Genomic DNA, 22,533 nt, shown 5'->3' on the forward strand with positions numbered 1-22,533 from the left:
CATGAAAGCACACGTTACAGTCATTACATTGGGTGTGGATAATCTAGAAAGGGCGCTTATCTTCTATCGCGATGGTCTTGGCTTGCCAACAGAGGGCATCATTGGCAAGGAGTTTGAACACGGAGCCGTGGCATTCTTTGACATGCAACCCGGCTTGAAGCTTGCTATCTGGCCCCGCGCCGACATCGCTCACGACGCATCCATTGCTCAAACAGGTCATAGCCCAACTGAGTTCACTCTGGGTCATAATGTCAGCAGTCGTGAAGAGGTTGACACGGTTATGAAGCAGGCGGAGAAAGCTGGCGCGAAGGTGATTAAACCCGCTGGTGAGACGTTCTGGGGCGGTTATTCTGGCTACTTTCAGGACCCTGACGAGCATATATGGGAAATCGTCTGGAACCCTCAACTCTTACCGTAATATAACGCCTTAGTGAAAGGGGCAGGGCATATATCTCGCCCTGCCCCTGGTTCTATCCTTGATAAAGGAACCTGACTATTTCCAATGCCGCATGGGTAATCCGGCTACCGGGGATTGGAACGTTGGAAGCGTACTCATTCCCAGAGAGCCGAGATAGGCCGTGCGCAGGTCAGGACCACCAAAGGTAAGACTGGTGATAAATTGCAGTTTTGGACCAGCAGCCATTGCCATACCTTCTGGCGTGGCTGTCCCATTGGCGAGTCCCTCATCAAAGGCCATGAGGGCTTCCTCGCGTGGGTCCTCGAAGACGACATGGTAGTCGCCATCAGTCGTGATGACGCCCAGACCGTTGCGAAGTACCAGCGTGATCCAGATGTTGCCCTCCGCATCGAAAGTAAAGCCATCGACAGCAGAGCCCGCGCCCAGGTAATTCGGGCCAAAGTTCTCTTTGTCGGTCAGGTTACCGTCAGGTTGGACGCGGAAACGAAGCACACGATTCTTCATGGTTTCCGCTATATACAAATACTCCTCACGTGGATCGAGGCGAATCTCGTTTGTCAAATAAAGACCATCGGCCACAATGCGTGGCCCTTTTTCGTCTATCAAAATTATATACCCATCGGGGCGTGCGTTTACTGCCGAGGGCCACCAGTGGGACTCTCGCGTCATAACCGAGATCCAGAGCCGATTGCGGCTATCAAGAAAGACAAAATTGGGCGTTGTGATGCTAACTCCATCAATCTCTGTCAATAGATCTTTCACGTTTCCGTCAGGCGAGATCTTTTGTACCTTACTCGCACCGAGGTTCGCAACGATGATAGAGCCATCATCCGCCATAGCCAGACCGTTGACTTCAGCGCCGTCCAGGCCACCAATAAAGTGCTGTGAACCATCGGGATTGATACGGGTCACACCACCGCGAGCATCTGATGCCCACAGCGTTCCATTGGGTTGGGCGATAACAGATTCGGGACGAACCAAATCATGGCCTGTATAGCTTAGATCGTCGAGTTCCAGGCGGAATTCTTTGATCGGAACAGTGCTCTTATTCATTTAGAAATCCTTTCTTCATGAAAAAAACGAGACGCGACGTTGCTCTTATGTCGTTATTGGTATGAGCCGTAAGAGGTAAGGACGCTTCATGGCATGCCGAACAGGCTCATCCAATCCGTATAAGAACTAAGAGCAAATATATCACCATTTATATGGGAGGAGCAAGCAGGCAGAGATACCACATCGCTTGAAAAGCGCTCTTAGCGGCAACAAAATACTAGTGCAGCAAGGAGAATAAGTGCCGAAATATAAGGATGCACGCAACGGTAAATTTCGAGGTCGGTTTTTCAGAGGGGATAGGATATAATTTAAAGGAGCAAAGCGAGCAGCATGGATGTTGGTCGCGTAGTGCCGGAAGGGGTTAGCCGCGATGTTTACATTTGGGATTGAGCATGAGATTGCCTTTCTGGATCACATGGGTCAATTCGCCGACTTCCGTTCGCTGGACTTCAACGACCTCGCCGCCTTGATTGAGTCTCTTCCCCTTTACCATGGTGATTATCCCCGCCTGCGTGTGGGTCGGACCGGGATACGCCGGAAGCGCTGGTATATCGAGGGCTTTGATCGCCACGATGAGCAGGGGAACGTCAATGGCTTCCTGCCCAAAGGCACCGAGATTCGCACGACACCTTGCGCCAGCATCAAAGAGGCTATCGAGGAATTGAGCGCGAGTTTTGAGAGCCTGCGCGTGGTCGCCACCGAGGCGGGCTTCACACCCGTTCTGACCAGTTTTCATCCCTACCGCAGCGAGGTAGAGCCGCTTGTTCCCTTCAATGCCTATGAGCGCGCAACCCTTCAGCGATCGGCAGGTGAGCGTGCCGCCCTGCTGGCCCTTCTGACCTTTGGTCCTGACCTCAATATCGCGTATCAGGGGCTCAGTGAAGAGGCCGCGCTGGATGTTGGCATGAAGTTTATGTACTACAGCCCCTATATCCTCCCCTTTAGTTATAGCTCGCCTTTCTGGTGTGGTGAGCCCTGGAACGGTTTCTCGGTGCGTACCGCGCAGCGTACGGGACGGCGTGCTATCGTCAATGTCTTCCTCTCACCCGATTCCAGGCTGCGTGAGCGCTTTCCTGGGATCATCAAGAGCGCGCGCATACCTGGAGAGGTGGGGCGTATCGAGTTCAAAGCGTGCGATAGCTGTGACCAGTTCTCACTCTACGCGGGTCTACTAGCCTTGCTCAAGGGGCTACTTATCGATACAACGCTCCCAGGTCGCGCGCTAGAGCCTGATATTGCCCTACATCAGCATTCAGCACGTTTTGGCCTCGATAATGCGACTATCGCGGCAGGTTCTCGCCTTGTTGTGGACGCGGCTCAACGCGCTCTCGACACCGATGCTGACGCTCTCTACCTCGCCCCGCTTCTGGCAATGCTTCATCACTACGAACCTCCCGCCCGGCGCTTGCTGGCTTCGTTTAGCGCCAACGGCTCCATTGAAGCCGCCCTGCGTCAGACCTACCAGCGCTGATACTTGAGCGCTTTAGCTAAAGCGTTGTATCTAGATATGTTTGGACACGGGCGATTAGGGCCTCGTAGTCGATGGTGGCAAAGTTGGATGTGTCGTGAACGATGGAGGGCGCGCCGTGTACGAGAGGGCGGACCTGCTCCTCTTTGGGAGGGAAGGGAATGTTCCGCGCTTGCTCCATATGTCCAGGGTGACGCTCGCCAGAGTTGCTACGGCGCTGCCAGCGCTCCTCAAGGATTGTTTGCTCGGCAACACAGAATATCTCAAGGGGCTGATAGGGGTAACGCTCGCGAAGTACCTTGAGATCAGGTATCGCGAACTGGGGATAGAAGACGCTCTCAATGATGCAGGATTGGCGTACTCGGAGGATGTTTTCAGCAAACTGGTACAACAGGCGCATACTAGCCCTTCCAATAAGTTGAGATTGTGTGAGATCCTCACATCCTAATATCTCGCAGAGCAACTCTTTTGCCATGTCCTTGCCCATGAATGGCAGCATAAAATGGTTCGCGAGGCGGCGTCCTAACGATGACTTCCCGGTCGCGGGAAACCCCGAGACGACGATCAGCGTGGGGAGTTGTGCGGATGTAAGAGTCAATGGCGCTCTCCTTGCAATAAATAACGTGTCTACATGAGCTTGCGGTAGCGTGGATGGCGCGATGTGACGTGGTAGCCAACGCCCTCATAGAGGCGCACCGAGTGATTAGGGTTCTCGGCGACAGTTAACAACCTTGTGCGAGGTATGCTCTGTTCCTGCATCGTGCGCAGAGTGAGTGTCAGCAAAGCTTTCGCCACGCCGCGCCGTCGCCAATCGCGCGCGACCGCTACCCACGGCGTCTCTCCTTCGCCTCCCTCAATTTTGCTGATGACCAGACCCGCGATTTGGTTGCCATCCCAGGCGACCAGCCACAAACCTTTTGTCTCTGGCGACCAGCCTGCGTCGGCGAGGAATTCCTCATAGCTGTCTGTACTATAGCCATGGCGCGATTCCTGAAAGATGGAGTCATTGGCGGCGTAGATTGCTGGCAGATGCGCCTCTTCTACTGGTCGCAAGGTCAGCCCCTCCGGCATAGGGGCAATCTCTACAGGCTCTGCCGGAAGTTCACATAGCATCTTCACGACAGTAAAGGCTACCGCGTATCCCTCGTTGAGCAGGAGGGCGCGGTTCGCGGGTTGGGACTCGTCGGCGTTGCCTCCGAACGTAGGAATGCCCTTGCCTGTATTCGCGCTGGCGATTTCACGCAGACGTTGTTCTTGCCAGTGTAGAAGTGCGCGCCCGATCCCTTTGCGCTGCCATGTAGGCACTACCCAGCCCAGGTGAAGATAAAGCAGCGTACCATTGGTCTCTTCCCACCAGGTCAGCCAGGTATAAGCGACCATGCGACCCGCTACCTCCGCGATCAGGCAGTCCCGCGTGGGGTCACACGCCGGGTTGGGCACTGTATCAGGTCCAGGCATCCATATTTCACCATCCACGGCCTGCACCTCGCGGCGTACCGCTTCCAGGGCTGGAATATCCTCTTCGCCTCGGTACAGGCGAAAGCGCAAACCTTCTATAGCAGGTGCATCCGAAAGGACAAGATTTGTATCGCTCATCCTTAGATTCCATCCTCTTTCTATCGAAATGTGGCTTAAACGCGGAACGGGAGCCGCCCGGAGGCGACTCCCGTTCCATACTGTGGCCCACAGGCGGGATCTACCTGCGATCACTCCGCCAGCGACCCTGCCGACCCTGCTGCGGGAGCACAGTGTCGCTGCGCAGCGATACTCCGTGAGGCCCATCCTTCAGGATGAGGTTGGTGAGTTCGGGCGGGTCGATGTCACCCTGGACCACCATGGTGAACGTTACGTTGGTCCTGCCCTTCGTTTCAGGGGCGGGTGCGATTTCAATTGCCATGCGGGCATCGCCAGATACCACAGCAGCCAGCTTCAGCAGGAGGCTGTGGGCACGTGCGATGTCGGCTGCGCTCATGATGGCTTTACCACCTTCGCTTACGTGGCGACAGGAGGCCCGGATGGGCAACCTGGAGGTGGGCATCGGCTGTGCCCATAGCCTCAAAATATGCTCGCGTCGTTATGACAGCGAGGACAAATTCAAGCCATGGTCGACCATGCATACATTGAGCGAGCGTGCCACAGTAGCCGTTCTATTGAAGCGCTTTGAATAGCTCTCCCTTTGCTTCAGTGCCTTCGCGCGAAGTGCAGCGGACGGGCATGTAGGCGAAGCCTTTCCAGGTCGAACGTGCTTGACCTATAAAAAGGTAATGTTTGTTAAGGGTAAGAGTACCATAATCGGGCGCGAAAAGCCAGGGTGGCACCTTCTTTGGTTGTAGATGCTTACAAGTACTTGAAATATGAGATCCATGTCTCGAAGGGCTGAAAGCCGACTGATTCGTAGAGGCGGACTGCTCCGGTAGGGTTCGCCGCGTCAACGCTAATACACGCCTTGGTGATTCCTAGCGCTTGCAGGGTGCGCAGATTCCGCTGAAGCAGCGCGCGACCCAGTCCGCGACCACGGTGCGCGGGGTGCGTTCCCAGGCTGGCAATAAAGCCAACTATTTCTTCGGCCCCTTCGCGCTTCATGGGCTCGATAGAGGCTGTACAGAAACTTGCCAGCGCGCCATCGGGAGCTATCGCCAACACGTCCAGTTCAGAGCGATACTCTGGTGTGAGCTTTTCCGCACGTAGTTCAGCCATAGTGGTTGGCTGTGAGTTCCAGTGCTCACTGAAGGCCAGATTGTGCAGTTCTGTATAGTTGGGGACATCGCTCAAGGTGGCGTTGCGTAATGTATAACCAGCGGGCAGGTCCGAGACGGCTATATTGTCTTGTAGTGCCTGCTTCATGGTAAAGAAATACCGCACCCGACTAAAGCCATTGGCTTCGAGAAACTGAAAACGCGAGGGATGGTTATCAAGCGACGCGGTAAACAGGCGTGCCCGGCTCTGCCCGCCTCGCTGTAAAGTTTGAGCTTCGGCCCAGTGTAAGAGCTCAACGGCCTCATCGCTAGCCGTTGGCGCGAGATAATACCAGTAGCGCCCCTCCGTAATGTTATCCTCAACCTGACTAACACGGAGTCGCGCGAATCCTCGCACATTCTTTGCCGAGTCCAGGCTGACCTGGAAAAGATCGGTGTTTTGTTGTTCCTGAAGTGCCTCGCGATGCAGATCAAGATCGACGGTATCCGCTACCTCACAGGCGCGCAAGAACTCATCAAGCCGTGAATAGTCATCGGGCATGCACACTGAACGAGAAATCATGATATATACATTCCTTTACTCTTCATCTTATGCCCCTAAATACTATCACTTTACCCCCTTCACCTGATAGATGAGGATAGTACCAAAGGCGAAGTAGATGGTCGTGACCAGGAATAGGATTGTATAACCGAAATTATTGGGCGTATTATGGAGCATCTGAAGCAGGATGCCACCAATACAGATGCCAATAACTTGAGGTAAGATTCCCATAGCTGACCAGAGACCAAGAAACTTGCCCGCCTCATCCGTAGGTGGCAGGGTATCGGTTGCCAGTGCCCAGTCAACGCTAGAATTCGCCCCATAGCCGATGCCGAAGAGGGCGGCGGCGATCAAAGCCATGAGTGGGGACTGGAAAAAGATAAAGATCAGGCAGACCAGCGCCATCACGAAACCTGAGAGATAGATCATGCCTTTGCGTCCCCAGTGATCGGAGGCCCAGCCAGCCAGTAGCGAGGTTGGAAGCGAGGCGACGAGCAGGACTGGCAGAAAGGCTCCACCAATGAACTGTTCCCCCGAGACCTTGAGCACGTCATCGGCATAGTACTGCAAAAAGTAGAAGATAGTCCAGATACCCATCTGCATAAGCAGGCGAGTGAGCAGAACCCACCATAGATCAGGGTAGCGCGAAGGCTTAAAGAAGAAGCCGCGCACGAAGGTCCCGAAGCCGAAGCGCTCACGTGTTCCAGGCGCTAGCGGCGTCTCTTTCACAGTGAGAATCGTGTAGATGACCAGAGCGATCTGCACCACCGCGATCAGCAGGAAGATCCAGGTTATGTCCTGCTTATAGACATCCAAAGGATCTTTTTTGTTGACAATGAGGCCAGCCACAACGGAGCCTAGCGCCGTTCCCAGCAGCAGGCAGATGCCATTGATACCAGCGGTTACCCCTCGCTGTCTGGTTGGGACTTTATCGGCGATAATCGCGCTCCACGGAGAGTTCGCGACGTTATTGCTCAATTGGAGCAGCACGAAGAGCAGGGCAAAAGTGGGGATCAGCAGGCTTGGATTGATCGCGGGCGAGAAGGCGAAGGCGACCAGGGCGATGATATTGAAAATCGTGCCAACAATCATGAAGGGGCGGCGGCGTCCCATACGAAATGTCGCGTAGTCTGAGATAGCTCCCGTGAGCGGATTAACAACCGTCGCTACGAGCGTACCCCACACCACGACCAGAGTGAGATTGAGATCCTTGAGGGCGGGATCGAGCAGTTTGGCAACCATACTGGGAAGGATTACAGCCATGATGGCGTTCCAGTGAAACTGGTTAGCAAGCCAGAAGATATTAATGTTGATCTGCTCAAAGATCGAGACGGGGCGTGGCTCTATAGCTGGTATCGCGACCTCGGCATCGATGCCGGGCTGTCTGGGTATCTCCATAGATAAGTCCCCTTCCGCAAGCTTACAGGGTGAGCAAGACGTAAAAGCATTCTTCACGCTTGTCAGCTATTATACTCAGCGGCAGTGTTCACTGACAAGATGTCGTAGATGAGGAGCACTGCGAGCCGAGAGAATTATAAGAAATAACGACAATGCCATGTCATAACTACCCATCGTGCCTCCTCCTGTCGTATACTTACGGCGAGGCGGTGCTTAGCGCTCGCTGAAGCGTCGCGCCTACATATGCAGGTTCTTGCGTCTCTATTCGATGTGAAAGGAATCATAATGGAAGAAGACCCCCAGAAGCGCCTTTCTTTCATGGGAGCCAACTATGTCGCGCGACAGGTTGGTTATCACATGACTCAGGGCTGGGGCGAGGGCGACAGCGCCACGAATGCCTATTTCTCCTCTCTTGAGACCTTTGGTCAACGCTTTGAAGAGCTTCTACTAGACATCCGAGGTATGGGTTTCTCACTCATGGATCTGTGGATGGCTCAACTGAATTGGTCCTGGGCTACTCCTGAACATATTTCTATCGCCCGTGACCTACTCCAGCGCCATGATATCCGCATTGCCAGCCTCGCGGGCTACTTTGGCTCGACCAGGGCTGAATTTGAGTCCGCTTGCCAACTGGCTCAGAGCCTGAATGCGTCTATTCTGGGTGGCTCGACCGGCCTGCTCGCTAGCGACCGTCCTGCGACAGTCGCGCTCCTCAAGGAGTACAACGTCCGCCTGGCGATTGAAAATCATCCCGCTGAGAAGACTGCTCAGGATACGCTCACTCTCATCGGCGATGGCGGGGATGGCTTCATTGGTACGGCGCTCGATACGGGCTGGTATGCCACCAATGGCTATGATGCTGTACGCGCTGCCGAAGAACTTTATCCTCACCTCTTCTATGTCCACCTGAAAGACGTTCTGGCACCAGGTGCGCACGACACTTGCCGCTATGGACGGGGATGTGTCGACATTGTTCGCTGTGTGGAAACACTTGAGCGCCTGGGCTATCGAGGGGCCTATAGCATTGAGCATGAGCCCGAACACTTTGATCCCACTGAAGATTGTATCGCTATGCGTGAGATGCTCCTCAAGTGGCTCACTGAGGGATAATTCTGTTTTCATGAGTGCTGTTTATTTATTTACAAAAGGAATTGATGGATATGGATATTAAGCCACTACGGATCGCCGTCGCCGGTTGTGGAAATATCGCCGGTGCCTACGCCAACACCTTGCAGCCCTACTCTTTTATCAAGCTTCAGGGCGCGACCGATATTGACCTCACGCGCGCCGAAGCCTATGTCGCTGCGTACGGTGGTCAGGTTTATGCCACGCTTGATGACCTGCTTGCTGACACTGAGGTTGATCTGGTCGTCAACCTGACCATCCACCATGCACATGTAGATGTCATTCGCAAATGCCTGCTTGCCGGTAAGGATGTCTATAGCGAGAAGCCTCTTGCGCTCAGTAGCAAGGATGCATGGGAACTGGTAGAACTCGCGAAGGAGCGCGGCAGACGCTTGATCTGCGCGCCTATTACCATTCTAGGCGAGGGACAGCAGACGGTCTGGAAGCTTATTCGCGATGGTCGACTGGGAACGGTGCGCCTGGCTTATGCCGAGGTCAACTGGGGACGCATCGAGTCATGGCACCCGGCACCGGGTCCTTTCTATGAAGTGGGAGCCCTCTTTGATGTCGGTGTGTATCCGCTCACGATTCTGACTACGATCTTTGGTCCCGCGCGCAAGGTCACGGCCTTTGGTAAGGTGCTCTTCCCTGATCGTGTGACGAAAGAGGGCGTTCCCTTTCATATCGACACGCCCGATTTCGCGACTGCCGCGATTGAGTTTGCCTCTGGCGCGGTTGCTCGCCTGACGACCAATTTCTATGTTGGGCATCCTGGTAAGCAGAAGGGTATCGAGTTCCACGGCGATCTTGGTTCATGCTATTTGAGCGACTGGCAGAATTTTAACGGTAACGTCGAGTTCGCCGAGTTTGGTCAGAGCTACGAGTCGGTTCCGTATGTCAAGGAGCCGTACGCGGGGACCGAATGGGCGCGAGGTCTCGTTGAGCTAGCGCAGGCTATCACGGAGGAGCGCTCCTCGCGCATCACCGGGGCTCAGGCCGCGCACGTCGTCGATATCCTCTGCGCCGTTCGTGCCTCTTTCGAGGATGGTCACCCGGTCACCATCGACAGCGAGTTCGCGCCCCCAGTGCCGATGGATTGGGCTAACTAGCTAAACAGGTGGCCTATATATAGGCGCAGGATCTCATAACCATGCGAGCGTTGACAAGAATCAACGCTCGCATGGTTGTTTGGGAGTTTAGAAATTCCCATAGATGCCTGGAAGGCCGTGCTCTCCGAGGATGAAGGATAGCTCGCCTCCGTGATGGATCTCATGTTCAAGGGTGTGCCAGATGATCCATTGCCGAGTGTGGGGAGGGAAGTATGGTCGCTCTTCTTCTTTTAACGTGGCTGGCGGCTGGACGATATAATCAAGGTTGGTGGCGTTCCACTTGCCAAGAGCCGTAGCTACTATATCCCAGGTGGACTTGAGTCCTGCGACCAGTTCGGCGGTATTACGTGGCGAGACTTCCACTTCGTCCGAGGGGTCCCAGTGCGCGATGGGGGCTAGATCGGGATTACCTTCACCCATCCATGCCTGGAACCACCAGACGCGATTCGCGATTATATGTTGGGCCAGCATTCCCACGGTCCATTGATGCGATCCCGCCGACAACGCCAGTTGTTCAGACGAAAGCGGTTCTATGACTTCAATAAGGCTCTGCTGGTACGTTTGCCATCCTTGATAAAACGTGAGAAGTGAGGGGGCATGTTCCGTCATGTCTGTATGCTCCATATTGTCGTGATGTGCTTTAAAAGCATGTGCTAACACCGCCCCATTGGCGGCTTGCCACTATGTGACATTGGCATCATAGCATGGCGCTCCGGTTTAAGACTTCTTCAATCTTGCGCAAACTATCCCCTACAATGTCACTCAAGAGGCTTAATCCCCATATGTAGGCGCTCAGCTTCAGCGAGTGCCCATTGCTCAATCGATCTACTCTTTGCTTAGTCATTGCAGATGGTAAGCGCTGCCAGACCGTCAGAAGGGAATAACACGAATTGCATTGATGTTTTAGACCATAGCTGATGGATAGGTGGCGCTCTGTGCCTCTTTCCAGGGTCTTATGTGAAAACAAACGTCGCTGCCGCGACTAGCGCTAACTCCCATGCGAGGCACGGCGCGTTCAGGTTTTCGGATAAGGAGCAGCATATTTTTGATGAATGGAGTAGTTGTTTTGATGTTCTCACGTTCACGTTCGTTGGCTATGCTCGTTTGTGCCCTTTTTATGTTGTCTATCAGCTTGCTCGCAAGTGGCTGCGGCGCAAGCCCATCGACAACAAGCACTTCAAAGAGTGCGCAACAAGTTTCAATTGGTCTGGGATATATCCCCGATATTCAGTTCGCGCCTTTCTATGTGGCCCAGTCGAAGGGCTACTATAAAGATGCCGGTCTGGATGTGACCTTCCATCATGGCATAGTGCCTGACCTCATTGGCTCGATGATGGCTGGCAAGAATACCTTTGTGATGGCGGGTGGTGACGAACTGCTTACCGCTCGCAATGAGCATATCCAGGCAAAGACTGTAACTACGATCTTCCAGAAGTATCCTATCAGTCTGGTTGTGCCTGCTGACTCGCCTATCAAGTCGCCAGCCGATCTCAAAGGGCATTCGATTGGTATTCCTGGCCCTTACGGTTCGAGTTATACCGCGTTGCTGGCTTTCCTCTATAAAGAGCATCTCTCGCTCTCTGATGTCAAGCTGCAATCAATCGGCTTCACCCAGGTCGCGGCGTTGCTGGCTCATCGTGTAGACGCGATTGTCGGTTTCTCCAATAATGAGCCGCTTCAACTTCAGCGACGCAATTTCCCGGTGCGTACCTTCGCTGTCTCGGACTATCAGCCGCTCGTCTCAGAAGGGATCATCGTTCCTGAGACGACGCTTCAGAAGCAGCCTGAGATGGTGCATCAGTTCGTGCTGGCAACCTTAAAAGGTTTGAGCTATGTTATAGCTCATCCAGAAGAGGCCGTCACTCTGAGCAAGCCCTTTGTGCCTGGTATGAGTAATAATGAGCAGACGCTTCAGATCTTGAAGGCTACTATACCTATCTGGCAGGGGAGCGGTGCATTGGGGAGTAATGACGATGCCACCTGGCAATCGATGGAGCAATTCATGGTTGCGCAGAAGATGATCAAACCGGTCCAGAAGCTCTCTGACGCCTATACCAACCAGTACATAAAGTGAGCTAATAGCCCTTGGGAGCATAGAACGTGAGTGCATGCTTTCTTGCTGGAAACATGCCTGCTCCTCTGTACAGTAAAAAGAGGCTCCTCTTCTCCTATAATAATCATCCGAGAAGAGGAGCCTCTTTTTGCCTCTTTATTTATTCAGATGCCAAAAAGCATCTGTTGATGTTCCCTGTAGGGGTCGCTACGCATGGAATGTTGAGGGTTAGAGAATATCGCTATAAAACTCGCTCACATAGCGCTGAAAGCTGGTCATAGCTTCAACGCATGACCAGCTAGCACGCGTGAGTTCTTCGCGCCTCTTCTCGACTGCCGAAATGGCTTGTTCTGGGTGGCCCTCCGCCAGTTCTTCCAGAACAGAGTGGATGCTAGGGAAGTTGTAGCCCGCCTCTCGCAGCAGGGCTACCACACGCAGGCGGCGCATCTGCTGCTCGTCATAGATGCGGTAGCGGCTATTTCGGTCACGCGATGGGCGCAAGAGTCCCTGTTGCTCCCAGAAGTGGAGTGCCGAGACGCGTACGCCCACTGAATCTGCCGCCTCGCCTACCCGGTATGTCCGAGGCCGAATGTTTTCCGCTTCAGGAGCGGGTTGGGAGGCCAGGGCCCGCAACGCGGAGAGCGTTTGCTCCGCCTGTAGGCGTTTGTGGGCTAAATCAGCGTGCCGCGCATCGATGGTCGCGAGCGCGGCTGAGAGGTCCCCGTGATGAAGGGCTTTCATGATAACTGGCATGCGCTGCCAGCCATAGCCCTTGACCAGGCTACGAAGAGTTGTCAGCGCGACGAGATGGTGTTGGGTGTAGAGACGATAGCCGCTCTTGCTCCGAGTGACAGGAGGCAGCAGGTCCCAGGTTTCGTAGTTGCGCACCTGTTGCACGCTGATCCCTGCTGCCCTGGCGAGGTCGATGGTGCGCAATACGTCGCGAGATTTATGACTACTGCTACTCATCATCGTCGCTATCTGACCCATTGAACTTGCTGGGTATGCTTTTATAGACGGCAACCCAGTCGGTCGCGATCTTGATCTGAGCGTCCTTGAGGGTCATCTTTCCATCGCATACCTGATCGTGCAACCAGTTCTCAACGCGATCCTTCTCATGGAAGCCGGGTTTTGGACTGGCGGGCTCGGGCCAGAGATTGGAGATATCGTTGTTACCGCCGAGTTGTAGGCTGACAAGGTGGTCTACTTCGTATTGTCCCGGTTTACGCTTCTTTATGCCATATGAGGTATAGACCTTATTCTTCAGGCTGGTCGTGACGTTGCGTACGGAACTGGCATAGCCTGGCACACAGATCTTGCCTTTGGTGGCGTTGGCAAAGATCGCTCCAGGGGTACAAGCCTTATCCTGGATCGGACCACTGGCTTTGCAACCACTGGTCTTGGTTCGCACGCCCCATTTTGGTTCCGTGGTGGATTTGGTCGCAGTGGGTGACGGTGCGGTTGGAGATGTGGGTATCGTGATCGCTCCACAGCCAGCGAGGACGAAAAGTAAGGCCAGAATGAGCAGCTTTTTGCTCCACAGAACTTGCATGAGCTCCCTCCCTATGTATGTTACGTGACTTTTCAGTGTGGCATCAAAGCACATGTGATACCATTTGCTGTGGTAGGAGAGGATCGGAGCACAGCCCGAGCCCCAGCAGCCCTACCCTACGCATCTCACTTGATGCTACCTTCTAAGCCCAGATGCTTCTCGGGCCAGTATCCTGAGCTATTACCATATGTGGCTCACTCCGATTGGAGAATGAGCCATGTATTCTCAAAGCGTCGCGCGCGCAAATCGCTGGCAGTAATGGAATAGTAGAGCATTCCAGTGCTAGCCCAGCGCATCCCTATGCGCTCATCCGTATCGACCTGGAAGAGCAGTTGCCATTCTTTTGCGCCTGGGGTGAGCTCACCTTCCCTTGGATCGTCGTCTTCGGTGACACCGTGGGATATAAGCTGGCATTGCAGGCGCAGATCATCCTGAAGCAGATCGGGATTGCCAAGCAAGCGGTGACGAAATGCCCGCTTCTCTGGCGGCACGAAGTCCTCTAGAAGATCATCATACCGCTCTTGTTCCTCATCTGTCCAGTCGAAACTAGAGATTTCTAATGCTGGAATCTGCGAGAGCGTCAACTCGCACGCGAAACTGAGCGAGGCCGCCTTAAACTGGCTGGCTGCTGGCAAGTTCGCGGGAGCCTGTGCGCGTTTGAGTTCTCCCGACTCCTCGCGGAAGAACACGCTCCAACCACCACGGTTGGCGGGTTCATCTCCATACGTTTCCTGGCGTGCATCATAGAAGAACCAGAGCATACCTCTCTCCGGCAGAAGCTTATTGGCGTCGTAGGGATGGGTATCTCGCAGGTTAATTTGCGCGATAAAGGACTGAGAGAGATTGTGCCATACGGGCCAGGGAATATCAAGAGGCAAATCCGGCATTCCACCTAGCTTTGAGACACCAATTGGAAGTGATTCGTCAGTGGTAGGTTGCGCGTTCAGGCGAATCGAGGGTTTGACCAGTGGATCAATATCCCTGGTCAAGCGTTGAAGTCCCGCATCTCTGAAGAGTTTCTTTATCTTTTGCTTATCCATGAATCCACTCCTCCACTCTCTATAATACTCGCTATCTGTTCTAAAAGGATACTCCTCGGAGGTCGCACGCCGCAGCGTAAGTGGACATTGCCGTGGGAAACCCTTTCACATCCCTCAATTGAAATGGCCGCTTCAGGAACCTTTTTTCCTGTTGTTGTGAGAATAATTTTTGAGAGGTTGCATAATCGTTGAGGTTGAGCGTGGTGTTGTGGGGGAGTGGTGGCGCAGGTTAAAGCGCTGCTGGAATGCGCCGACGTTGATTGGCTTTTGGGGAAGAACGATGGGAGGCGAGACACGTATATAGGGTTGCGTTCTCGACCTCTTTCACGCTTCTTCCCCTTTTGCTTACTGTCCGGGCGTGAAGACTGGTTGCGCTTCTATTTGCAATCCCTTCAAGTCTTCCGCCCACAGATTTTTCTGTGAAGCGTGCCAACAGAACTCTTTCGCAGGCCCCATTGTCATCTGACGTTGCCACAAGATGCCTTGTTGCTCACTTTGATGCAGGTGGAAAAGTGTGTAGAATGTATCATAACTCATGTCAGCAGGCTTACTAAACCAGGTGGCGGAGCGAAGCCCAGCCAGATGGGCAGGGTCGAATGTTCCCTCCTTCCAACGATACAGGCCACCAGTCTCATTGGTCGTCAGGTGCGCAACCTGATGATGTGGCCTATATCGGAACCTTTTCAAAGGTGCTGACCCCTGCTTTGCGTATTGGCTATTTGCTTGTTCCTCCGCCCTTACGGGAGCCAATTGAGCGTTTGAAACGATTTTCTGACTATCATACGTCCTGGCCGACGCAGCAAGCCCTGGCGATTCTGCTCTCAGAAGGGCATCTTGATCGACATATTCGCCGAATGCGGCATCATTACGCACATAAGCGTCAGGTATTAAAGGATACTCTTGCTCCTATCGCTCACCTCGCGCAATTATGTGGTCTTGATGCTGGTTTACATGCTTATCTCGAACTCCGTGCAGATCTGGATGCCCATTGTGTCGCTCAAGATGCCCAAGCGCGCGGCATTCTTGTTTCAACCATTGACACGTGCTATATGGGTACACCTGATCGCAATGGCCTTCTCCTTGGGTATGGAGGGCTCTCAGCACAAGATGTTGTACGTGGAGCACTGATCCTACGAGAGGTGATTGAACAACAGGCGGGCTCGGTATAGTAGGGCGTTGAGCTTTAGCCAACGCCCTATATCCCAAATTCTCTTAAAGCCTGCTTTTGAGGCTTGTGACTCATACGCTTTAGTGGAGTCTATAGACTACTAGCGAGAGAAGAGTGACTGCACCGTTTCGGGCATAGAGGGATAGGCCCTGACTGGTGGGATTGGGGAAGATCAGGTCGCTGATGACACGCTCGCCATCGTTCGCGAAGACCTCGATGGATGAAGTATCCACGAAGATGTGTAAGGTGAGAGTTGCGTCGTGCAAGACGAGGGGGGCGCTATGTCGCCCCGCGAAGAGTTCATGAAAAGCGCTCTCACCAGAGCGGGTACGATCAACAAAGACTTCGGCGCGGGTGGTGTCGTAGCCCACAATAGTTTGTTGGTCGGTTCCTACGCGTACACTCAGGCCAAACTCTGTTGCCGTTCCCGCCTCAAAGGTGGCAACAACCTCAATCGCGCTCCCTTGAATGGGGAGAGCGTGGTTCCCGGCTGCAAGCTCCTGGCGAGGGAGTGTGAAGGATTCTGCGCGTAGCTGTTTCAGTTCTTCGATAGGTTGCTGCAACAGGGCTATACCCTCCGGGAGCGTTTTGAGCTTGAGTTCGCGCGGAATGGTCATCATACCCTGCCAATCGCCGGTTGGAAGCCTGGAGGCGTAGCTCCAATGGTCGCACCAGCCAAGCCAGATAAGACGTCCATCCGAAGCCGGGATATTATTCCAGGGGACTGCGGCATAGTGATCCTTGCCGTAATCCGACCAGAGGACGTTCGCTGCGGGATTGGCATTGGTGAATGTGTAGCCGTCAAAGTGACCAATAAGATACTGCATGCGTGGTAGCTCCATAGCGCGGTCCTGTTCAAGGATCACGCTCATATGTAGCACCCAACGCATTGTATTGGGATCGCCATCGACGGGCAACTCAAACAGGCTGGGGCATTCCCAGATAACACCAGGGTAGCCATGCCCAGAGCCAAATTCGCTGGCAAGGTCCCAGTGCTTGAGATCTGGTGAGCGGTAGATGCGCACATGGTCGCCGTTGGACACGACCATGACCCATGCCTGAGTAGGCGCGTGCCAGAAGACAAAGGGGTCGCGAAAATCCCTGACGTTTGGATTAGGAATGACGGGATTTTCCTCATATGTGGTCCAGCTACGACCCGCGTCCTTACTGTAGGCAATACTCTGAATTTGGGGACCGAGAGGTGCGCTTTGCTGGCCATTCTGATGCGTAAATATCGCGACCATACCGCCATTCTCATCAAAGAGGCCGCTTGTATTGGCGTCATCCGCCACGGCACTGCCTGACCAGATATCGCCCAGGTGATCCGGCTTAATGGCAGTTGGTAGGATCTGCCAATGCACTAAGTCCTGGCTGACGGCATGACCCCAATGCTTGGGCGCCAGGTGTTGGTAAAAGAGGTGATACTCCCCTTTATAGTAAATAAGCCCATTGGGATCATTCATGAAATCGTGTCGTGGGAAAAAATGGTAATACGGTTCATAGGCTGATGTCATGCTGCTGATTACCCCCTTCCCAAGAGTATATCATGTGATGAATCTAGGGTGGGCATCGCTCCGGATGCGCTATAATGCTGGTGGTAAAAATATGTAGGCTTATGTTGTTCTTAGGAGATATGATACATGCTAGACCCGCTTCCAGAGATGATTGAACACCTTGAGACCGATCCCACCATACCAGCGGAGGTTCCTCAACTACTGCGGACGCTACGCTCTGATATGCGGGAGGTGCTTGGAGTTAATCTGCTTGGGCTCTATCTGCGCGGCTCTCTAGTCCAGGGGGACTTCGATCCACTCACAAGCGATATCGATTTCTTTGCTGTCGTGCGACAACGCCTCTCTCAGACCGAGTTCGCGCAATTAGCTGCGATGCATACGCGCCTGGGGAGGCTTCCCAACCGCTATGGGGCTCATCTGGAGGGACCCTATATCGACCTTGGATCTGCCCGATGCTTTCAGGTAGGCGAGCGTCACCCCACCATCGCGCGCGGCGAGGAACTGATATGGAGCCTGCACGATTATAACTGGCTGCTTGAACGCTATATTGTTCGCGAGGCTGGTGGGGTTTTATTTGGACCAGCACCAACCAGCCTTATCGATCCTATTACAGACGATGAATTGTGCGCAGCGGTCCGCCGCCGCCTACCCGAGTGGCTAGCCTGGGCCAATCGACCAGATGATCCCGATTGGCAGGGAACGCGCAGCCATAAAGCCTATGTTGTCGAAACCATGTGCCGCGCCCTCCACACCCTGGCGACTGGCGAGCTAGCCAGTAAGCCCCAGGCCGTCACCTGGGCCATCACGACCCTTCCCGAGCCATACCGCACCACCGCCGAGCGCTCACGGATCTGGCATTCCGACTTCACGCCTGATCCCTCCCTCAACCCCGAAGTCATGGCTTTCATTCGGTGGGCCGCTAGCCAATCCATCCCTTAACAGTGGCAAGCGCAGAGCTTTAGCTCTGCGCCTACATATGGGGGCTTAAGCCTTGTAGGTGTCATTGACAACATGTGTGAGTGCATCATTATAGCGCATGAGTACCCACTTCTGACGGTTGGGGGGAAGGGACCACTGGGTTACTGTCGCATTACCTATGGAGACGCCGGGCATCGAAGTCGCGCTGATGCCAAAGAAGTGGACAAACGATGCCTGGATGATACCGCCATGTGTGACAATGACAATATCTTTTCCGGCGTACTCTTGCGTGACGCGATTGAGGGCTTGCTGTACGCGCACGACAAACTCTAGAGATGTCTCAAAACCTTCCTGCCAGCGGTAGAAGGGTCGCTGATCGAGTGGAACCCCGGCCCAGCGCGCATTGAAGGCATCGGGGTCCAGAGTACCATCCTCGACACGCCACTCCTCAAAGCTTTCATCATATATGACAGGTTGTGCCAAAGCAGGTGCTAGAATACGCGCCGACTCCTGGGCTCGCCTCAAAGTGCTGGCGATAAGGACATCAGCCCGGATGTCGCTCGATTGGGCTATGCGGTCCCGTAGCGTTTCGCCCTGACGTACACCATCCACAGTGAGTCCTAGATCCTGGTATTTGCCATTCTCAAGATCCTCGATATAGTCACCATGTCGAATAAGATACAGGTTTGTCATTATTTCTTTCCTTCGATTTTATAGGGAGTTTACCATGAAGTATCTGTAACGGATATATCCATAGCGGTAGTATATGGCGTTTGGTGAGCATTGTCAAGCGTAGTGTTCTGTATACTGTAGGGAGATGTCATCGCGGCTGTAGGGGCATCCCTTGACGGAAGGAGTACAGCGATGTTATATGGATGTAAAGTTGAGCGTCTACATACTATGAAACAAGCTTGTAGCTACATGTGAGAGAGGAATAGGGCATGTTGAACCCATTTCCAGAAGCGGTGAGCATGAAATCGAGCCTTCAGGCAAAAATAGATGAGGTCGTAGCACAGCATTTCCCGACGCTGTTGAACCTGCTCATCGTCCGACAAGGCTCGCTAGTTGTGGAGCGCTCCTACCACGAAGGCAATGCAACCGCCAGCACGAACGTCAAATCGATCACCAAGAGCATTATCTCAACGCTAGTGGGAATCGCCCTTCATGAGGGCTACCTCACAAGCCTGGACCAGCGGCTAGAGGAGTTCTTTCCCCAATCCTTTCCAACCTCGGGCGATCAGCGCAAGAGAGAGATAAACCTTCGGCACTTGCTCACCCTCAGTTCGGGCCTGCAATGGGATGAGCGCGCGCCAACAAGCCTGCCCTCCCTCTACGCCAGTGCCGATTATGTCGCGCATGGCTTGAGCTTGCCCCTACAACATACTCCCGGCGAGGTCTTTGCCTACAGTACACTGGATGCGCATCTCCTCTCCGCTGTCCTGACACGCGCTACGGGGATGGACATGTTGGCTTTCGCCAATCAATATCTCTTCGGCCCGCTTGGCAGTACCATCACGACCTGGACAAGCGATCCCCAGGGCAACCGGATCGGCGGTTCAGAAATTGCCCTGACATCGCGTGATCTGGCGAAGATTGGCTATCTCTACTTGAAGCGTGGAAAGTGGGGAGAACGCCAGATTTTCGCCGAAGACTATCATGCAGCCGCGACGCAGACCCAGATAACCCCAGGATTGGGAGGGTATGACGCGGCTACCTACGGCTATCTGTGGTGGGTAAACACCGTTGGACCCTACCACACATATTACGCTCTGGGCTATGGTGGGCAGATAATCTGCGTCCTTCCAGATCTGGACATAATCATAGTCACCACAGCCCCCACGAACGTCCCACCCGAACAGGGCGCAGGTCCCCAGGTCTTTGCCCTACCCCGCCAACTAACCGAGCGCATCGTACTCCCCCTGCTGATGTAAGCACCTCAAACAGGTTCAGCAAAGGTTCTGTACGGAACTTTTGCTGGTCCTGCTTGTTTAAATGAATGCGCGTGAGAGAAAGAGTAGGCGCATGGTTGCGAGTGCTACTCTTTCTCTGATTGAAACGATGACCTGACCTCGAACTTATACTGTAGTGGAGGTCGCTCAAGCTGGCTCAAAGTATTCTGAACTGTGTGAAACAGCTCATGGAATGAGATGCGTTCACTCAAGCCTGGCAGGTCTGGGTAAGCTGGCTCACAGCGCTTCAGGAAGTCCTCACCATATCCCTCTGGACCTAGCATGGTCGCGAAGTCGCTGGCGGGGTCTCCCAGACTTACACTCTGAGAGAAATTCAACATGTCCCAAAGGGCAATGCCACCAATAGCATGCCTTGTCTCATCGTAAAGGATCGACCTGGGGCCAAAGTTACCATGCACCACCACAGGTTGTATATCAAAGTAATCGTGCGTATCGAGGAATGTTTCAAAATTCGCCGCTAGATTCTCGCGCTCCTCTATCCCAATATGAGGAAAGAGCACCTCACGGGAGCGCTTATAAAGGCTCTCGTAAGCTTCCCGGCTATGCTTGAGCGGCAATTCCAGGTCAGCCAGTTCATGTACTGGGATATGGTGCAGTTCATAGAGAAAGGTGCCAAGCTCAAGGGCCAGCATATTCAATAACTCATCATCGATGTCTGCCAACATAGCCTGCGTGAAGGGGCGACCTATGGAAGTACCATCGCGGACAGGACGCAAACCATTCCTTGTAACCCAGTGATATACTTCATCAAGCCACTTGCCTAGATAGCTTAACGATTGCTGAAGAGGTAGGGAGAGATACTTCTGTAATGCGGAATATATTTTATACTGATCCGTTGCGACAGATGCCATTTCTTGCATATGTGGTGATCCATTATAAAGCTTATCGGATATTGATTCTGGCTTCTCTGTTGGCATAAAGGGTATGAGAGGTGATTTTAAACCCGGTTGCTCGAGGTAGTGGCTCATCATCTTCCAGCTATATGGTAGCCCATATGCCTTCAATGTGTTCGCCATTTCCCAGGGCTCCTGCCGCGTACAGAGTATTAGCAGTATAGCGCGCTGCTCTTCTGTAAGTTCAGCGAGCGGTGGACGCCTGGAAGCCTTGCCATCTGGTAAGCGCGCGAAAGTGATATGGAGCAACAATTCTACGAGTGTTCGTATACACGCAATATCAAGTGTATGTATGGTTTTAGAGACTGGAGAATCCTCATCCAGGAATATATTAGGATTTAAATCGAACTCTGACTCAGACCATCCCTCATCCTTGTTGGCAAGAGTCTCGCGCAACGCTGGAACCATGAAACGCAAGCGCTCAGGTGGGAGAAGAAGAAGTTCCTGAGCCGCTGCGTACCAGGGTTGCGAACCTCCTTCGAAACTCTCTGGATATGGCAAGTTTGGATATTCCTCAAGCTCCTCATTTGATTGTTAGTGGAACATGACCGTCGCCAGAAGCTGTATAGCCTCTTGGGGAGTCTGCTCACGCGCGAGGCGTGGCAATGTCAGCGCCGCGCAAAAGGTCAGGAGCGGGTCATTATTTGCCTGCGCCATACTCCAGATCGCCTGCCAATCGGTCGTACCGATCCGTGAGAGAGCACCCAGCGTCCGCACAAGATTGGCCCGAGCCAGGGGGTCAGACTCTTGCTTCGCCTTAAGCAACAAGAGATTGTGTAACTCTTCAGAGGGGGACGTGATGAGCTTCAGGATATAGGTAGCACGCATCCGCACCTCTACAGCTTCATCGTCGAGCAATCCAACGAAAATCGTCAGGTCTTTGCCTACCTCCTCGCGTGCGTCCTTGAACGGAATATGGGGCGGCAGATACAAGCTAGAAGCGGTGTTGCCCGACCGTTTCTCAGCCTCGTAGGGCCAGCATAGAGCTACATCAGCCAACAATCCAGCAATATTTACCTTCACCTTGACCCCAGGATCAGCCAATAGCTCCAGTAAGTAAGGAACCGCGTATGCCGTTGCTAAATACGTGCTTCCTTGATGAATGAGATTGCTCCATAGCATTGATATACCGTTTTGTTGTTCCTCTTCGTTCTCTGAGGCCACCTGGCGTAACCAGGTTGGCACATCGCTTGCTTTACCATAGGCATGATAAAGCTCTGACCAGGGTACATCATCAAGACCCTCAAACATTATTCAGTGCTCCTTCGTTTCATGCATTGCTATGAGCTTGTCGTACATAAACGCTTCGTGGGTTAGGGGATACGGCAAATGGAGATACCTATAATAACATGAAAAAGCTGTGCGAAATATCTTTCACGCAACTTTTTTCTGAAATCTTATACGAAAATCAACACTGTCGGTGCACGCTAGCTGCCGCACCGACAGTGTTGATTTTCGTATTGTGAAGATGTCTAACAGTACATCCTCCGCGTCTTCACGATATTTGATATGCTTCTGTAAATATGTGAAGACAGCCGGGGCATAGCGTTGAAATAACTCCGTTATGCTTGAAGAATCTGGCAGCATCTCCTCATTCGATCTCAATATCATGTTTAT

The 22,533-nt window shown here is 53.3% G+C and carries 23 protein-coding genes; 9 read left to right on the top strand and 14 right to left on the bottom strand.

The features are described 5' to 3' along the window. The first annotated feature begins 1 nt into the window (after window position 1). Window positions 2-418: a VOC family protein gene (locus tag K3T82_RS37570; protein ID WP_220198632.1), complete on the top strand. Its 417-nt coding sequence runs from the start codon at window positions 2-4 to the stop codon at window positions 416-418. Window positions 419-493: 75 nt separating this feature from the next. On the opposite strand, the gene K3T82_RS37575 is transcribed toward K3T82_RS37570, so the two are convergent. Beyond that, complete coding sequence (locus K3T82_RS37575; protein ID WP_220198633.1) at window positions 494-1,471, bottom strand: SMP-30/gluconolactonase/LRE family protein; 978 nt, start codon at window positions 1,469-1,471, stop codon at window positions 494-496. A 370-nt stretch (window positions 1,472-1,841) separates the two neighbouring features. On the opposite strand from K3T82_RS37575, the gene K3T82_RS37580 reads away from it, so the two are divergent. Next, window positions 1,842-2,942: a glutamate-cysteine ligase family protein gene (locus K3T82_RS37580; protein WP_220198634.1), complete on the top strand. Its 1,101-nt coding sequence runs from the start codon at window positions 1,842-1,844 to the stop codon at window positions 2,940-2,942. A gap of 16 nt (window positions 2,943-2,958) precedes the next feature. Here K3T82_RS37580 and K3T82_RS37585 read toward each other — a convergent pair whose 3' ends face one another. Both K3T82_RS37585 and K3T82_RS37590 read right to left on the bottom strand, forming a co-directional pair. Further along, a complete protein-coding gene (locus K3T82_RS37585) occupies window positions 2,959-3,537 on the bottom strand; it encodes a P-loop nucleotide/nucleoside kinase family protein (protein ID WP_220198635.1) in 579 nt (192 codons plus the stop codon). Window positions 3,538-3,566: 29 nt separating this feature from the next. Next, the gene (locus K3T82_RS37590) at window positions 3,567-4,535 is read right to left on the bottom strand and encodes a GNAT family N-acetyltransferase (RefSeq protein ID WP_220198636.1); all 969 of its coding nucleotides are present in this window, start codon (window positions 4,533-4,535) and stop codon (window positions 3,567-3,569) included. A gap of 28 nt (window positions 4,536-4,563) precedes the next feature. Between K3T82_RS37590 and K3T82_RS37595 the strand changes: the two genes are divergently transcribed. Next, the gene (locus K3T82_RS37595) at window positions 4,564-4,992 is read left to right on the top strand and encodes a hypothetical protein (protein ID WP_220198637.1); all 429 of its coding nucleotides are present in this window, start codon (window positions 4,564-4,566) and stop codon (window positions 4,990-4,992) included. Window positions 4,993-5,276: 284 nt separating this feature from the next. On the opposite strand, the gene K3T82_RS37600 is transcribed toward K3T82_RS37595, so the two are convergent. Beyond that, complete coding sequence (locus K3T82_RS37600) at window positions 5,277-6,197, bottom strand: GNAT family N-acetyltransferase (RefSeq protein ID WP_220198638.1); 921 nt, start codon at window positions 6,195-6,197, stop codon at window positions 5,277-5,279. A gap of 45 nt (window positions 6,198-6,242) precedes the next feature. Further along, a complete protein-coding gene (locus K3T82_RS37605; RefSeq protein ID WP_220198639.1) occupies window positions 6,243-7,574 on the bottom strand; it encodes an MFS transporter in 1,332 nt (443 codons plus the stop codon). Between the two features lie 285 nt (window positions 7,575-7,859). On the opposite strand from K3T82_RS37605, the gene K3T82_RS37610 reads away from it, so the two are divergent. Both K3T82_RS37610 and K3T82_RS37615 read left to right on the top strand, forming a co-directional pair. Next, a complete protein-coding gene (locus K3T82_RS37610) occupies window positions 7,860-8,684 on the top strand; it encodes a sugar phosphate isomerase/epimerase family protein (RefSeq protein WP_220198640.1) in 825 nt (274 codons plus the stop codon). A gap of 50 nt (window positions 8,685-8,734) precedes the next feature. Beyond that, entirely contained in the window at window positions 8,735-9,808 is a 1,074-nt protein-coding gene (locus K3T82_RS37615; RefSeq protein WP_220198641.1) for a Gfo/Idh/MocA family protein, read from the top strand. Window positions 9,809-9,895: 87 nt separating this feature from the next. On the opposite strand, the gene K3T82_RS37620 is transcribed toward K3T82_RS37615, so the two are convergent. Further along, entirely contained in the window at window positions 9,896-10,417 is a 522-nt protein-coding gene (locus tag K3T82_RS37620) for a DinB family protein (RefSeq protein ID WP_220198642.1), read from the bottom strand. A gap of 439 nt (window positions 10,418-10,856) precedes the next feature. Here K3T82_RS37620 and K3T82_RS37625 point away from each other — a divergent pair, with 439 nt between their 5' ends. Beyond that, complete coding sequence (locus tag K3T82_RS37625) at window positions 10,857-11,882, top strand: ABC transporter substrate-binding protein (RefSeq protein ID WP_236031809.1); 1,026 nt, start codon at window positions 10,857-10,859, stop codon at window positions 11,880-11,882. 207 nt (window positions 11,883-12,089) lie between these two features. On the opposite strand, the gene K3T82_RS37630 is transcribed toward K3T82_RS37625, so the two are convergent. The 4 genes from K3T82_RS37630 to K3T82_RS37645 all read right to left on the bottom strand — a co-directional run bounded on the left by K3T82_RS37630 (window position 12,090) and on the right by K3T82_RS37645 (window position 15,140). Continuing rightward, on the bottom strand, window positions 12,090-12,851 hold the full coding sequence (locus K3T82_RS37630) for a MerR family transcriptional regulator (protein ID WP_220198643.1): 762 nt from the start codon (window positions 12,849-12,851) through the stop codon (window positions 12,090-12,092). Next, a complete protein-coding gene (locus K3T82_RS37635; RefSeq protein WP_220198644.1) occupies window positions 12,823-13,413 on the bottom strand; it encodes an HNH endonuclease signature motif containing protein in 591 nt (196 codons plus the stop codon). The genes K3T82_RS37630 and K3T82_RS37635 overlap by 29 nt, the downstream gene beginning before the upstream one ends. A 194-nt stretch (window positions 13,414-13,607) precedes the next feature. Beyond that, window positions 13,608-14,453: a YwqG family protein gene (locus K3T82_RS37640; protein WP_220198645.1), complete on the bottom strand. Its 846-nt coding sequence runs from the start codon at window positions 14,451-14,453 to the stop codon at window positions 13,608-13,610. 345 nt (window positions 14,454-14,798) lie between these two features. After that, window positions 14,799-15,140 carry a hypothetical protein gene (locus K3T82_RS37645; RefSeq protein ID WP_220198646.1) on the bottom strand — a complete coding sequence of 114 codons (342 nt, stop codon included), beginning with the start codon at window positions 15,138-15,140 and terminating at the stop codon, window positions 14,799-14,801. Window positions 15,141-15,157: 17 nt separating this feature from the next. Here K3T82_RS37645 and K3T82_RS37650 point away from each other — a divergent pair, with 17 nt between their 5' ends. Next, window positions 15,158-15,622 (top strand): aminotransferase class I/II-fold pyridoxal phosphate-dependent enzyme, encoded by a 465-nt coding sequence (locus K3T82_RS37650; protein ID WP_236031810.1) that lies wholly within the window; start codon window positions 15,158-15,160, stop codon window positions 15,620-15,622. Between the two features lie 79 nt (window positions 15,623-15,701). Here K3T82_RS37650 and K3T82_RS37655 read toward each other — a convergent pair whose 3' ends face one another. Beyond that, window positions 15,702-17,135 (bottom strand): glycoside hydrolase family 32 protein, encoded by a 1,434-nt coding sequence (locus K3T82_RS37655; RefSeq protein WP_220198648.1) that lies wholly within the window; start codon window positions 17,133-17,135, stop codon window positions 15,702-15,704. Between the two features lie 126 nt (window positions 17,136-17,261). Between K3T82_RS37655 and K3T82_RS37660 the strand changes: the two genes are divergently transcribed. Beyond that, window positions 17,262-18,074 (top strand): aminoglycoside adenylyltransferase domain-containing protein, encoded by an 813-nt coding sequence (locus tag K3T82_RS37660; RefSeq protein ID WP_220198649.1) that lies wholly within the window; start codon window positions 17,262-17,264, stop codon window positions 18,072-18,074. Window positions 18,075-18,119: 45 nt separating this feature from the next. On the opposite strand, the gene K3T82_RS37665 is transcribed toward K3T82_RS37660, so the two are convergent. After that, window positions 18,120-18,746 (bottom strand): histidine phosphatase family protein, encoded by a 627-nt coding sequence (locus K3T82_RS37665; RefSeq protein ID WP_220198650.1) that lies wholly within the window; start codon window positions 18,744-18,746, stop codon window positions 18,120-18,122. A gap of 248 nt (window positions 18,747-18,994) precedes the next feature. On the opposite strand from K3T82_RS37665, the gene K3T82_RS37670 reads away from it, so the two are divergent. Continuing rightward, window positions 18,995-19,984, top strand: a complete 990-nt coding sequence (locus tag K3T82_RS37670; protein ID WP_220198651.1) for a serine hydrolase domain-containing protein — start codon at window positions 18,995-18,997, stop codon at window positions 19,982-19,984. A gap of 104 nt (window positions 19,985-20,088) precedes the next feature. On the opposite strand, the gene K3T82_RS37675 is transcribed toward K3T82_RS37670, so the two are convergent. After that, window positions 20,089-21,417: a phosphotransferase family protein gene (locus tag K3T82_RS37675; RefSeq protein ID WP_220198652.1), complete on the bottom strand. Its 1,329-nt coding sequence runs from the start codon at window positions 21,415-21,417 to the stop codon at window positions 20,089-20,091. A 33-nt stretch (window positions 21,418-21,450) separates the two neighbouring features. Then, the gene (locus K3T82_RS37680; RefSeq protein WP_220198653.1) at window positions 21,451-22,167 is read right to left on the bottom strand and encodes a hypothetical protein; all 717 of its coding nucleotides are present in this window, start codon (window positions 22,165-22,167) and stop codon (window positions 21,451-21,453) included. Window positions 22,168-22,533: the final 366 nt, after the last annotated feature.

The sequence above is a fragment of the Ktedonospora formicarum genome, assembly GCF_016587355.1.
Taxonomy (GTDB): Bacteria; Chloroflexota; Ktedonobacteria; order Ktedonobacterales; family Ktedonobacteraceae; genus Ktedonobacter; species Ktedonobacter formicarum.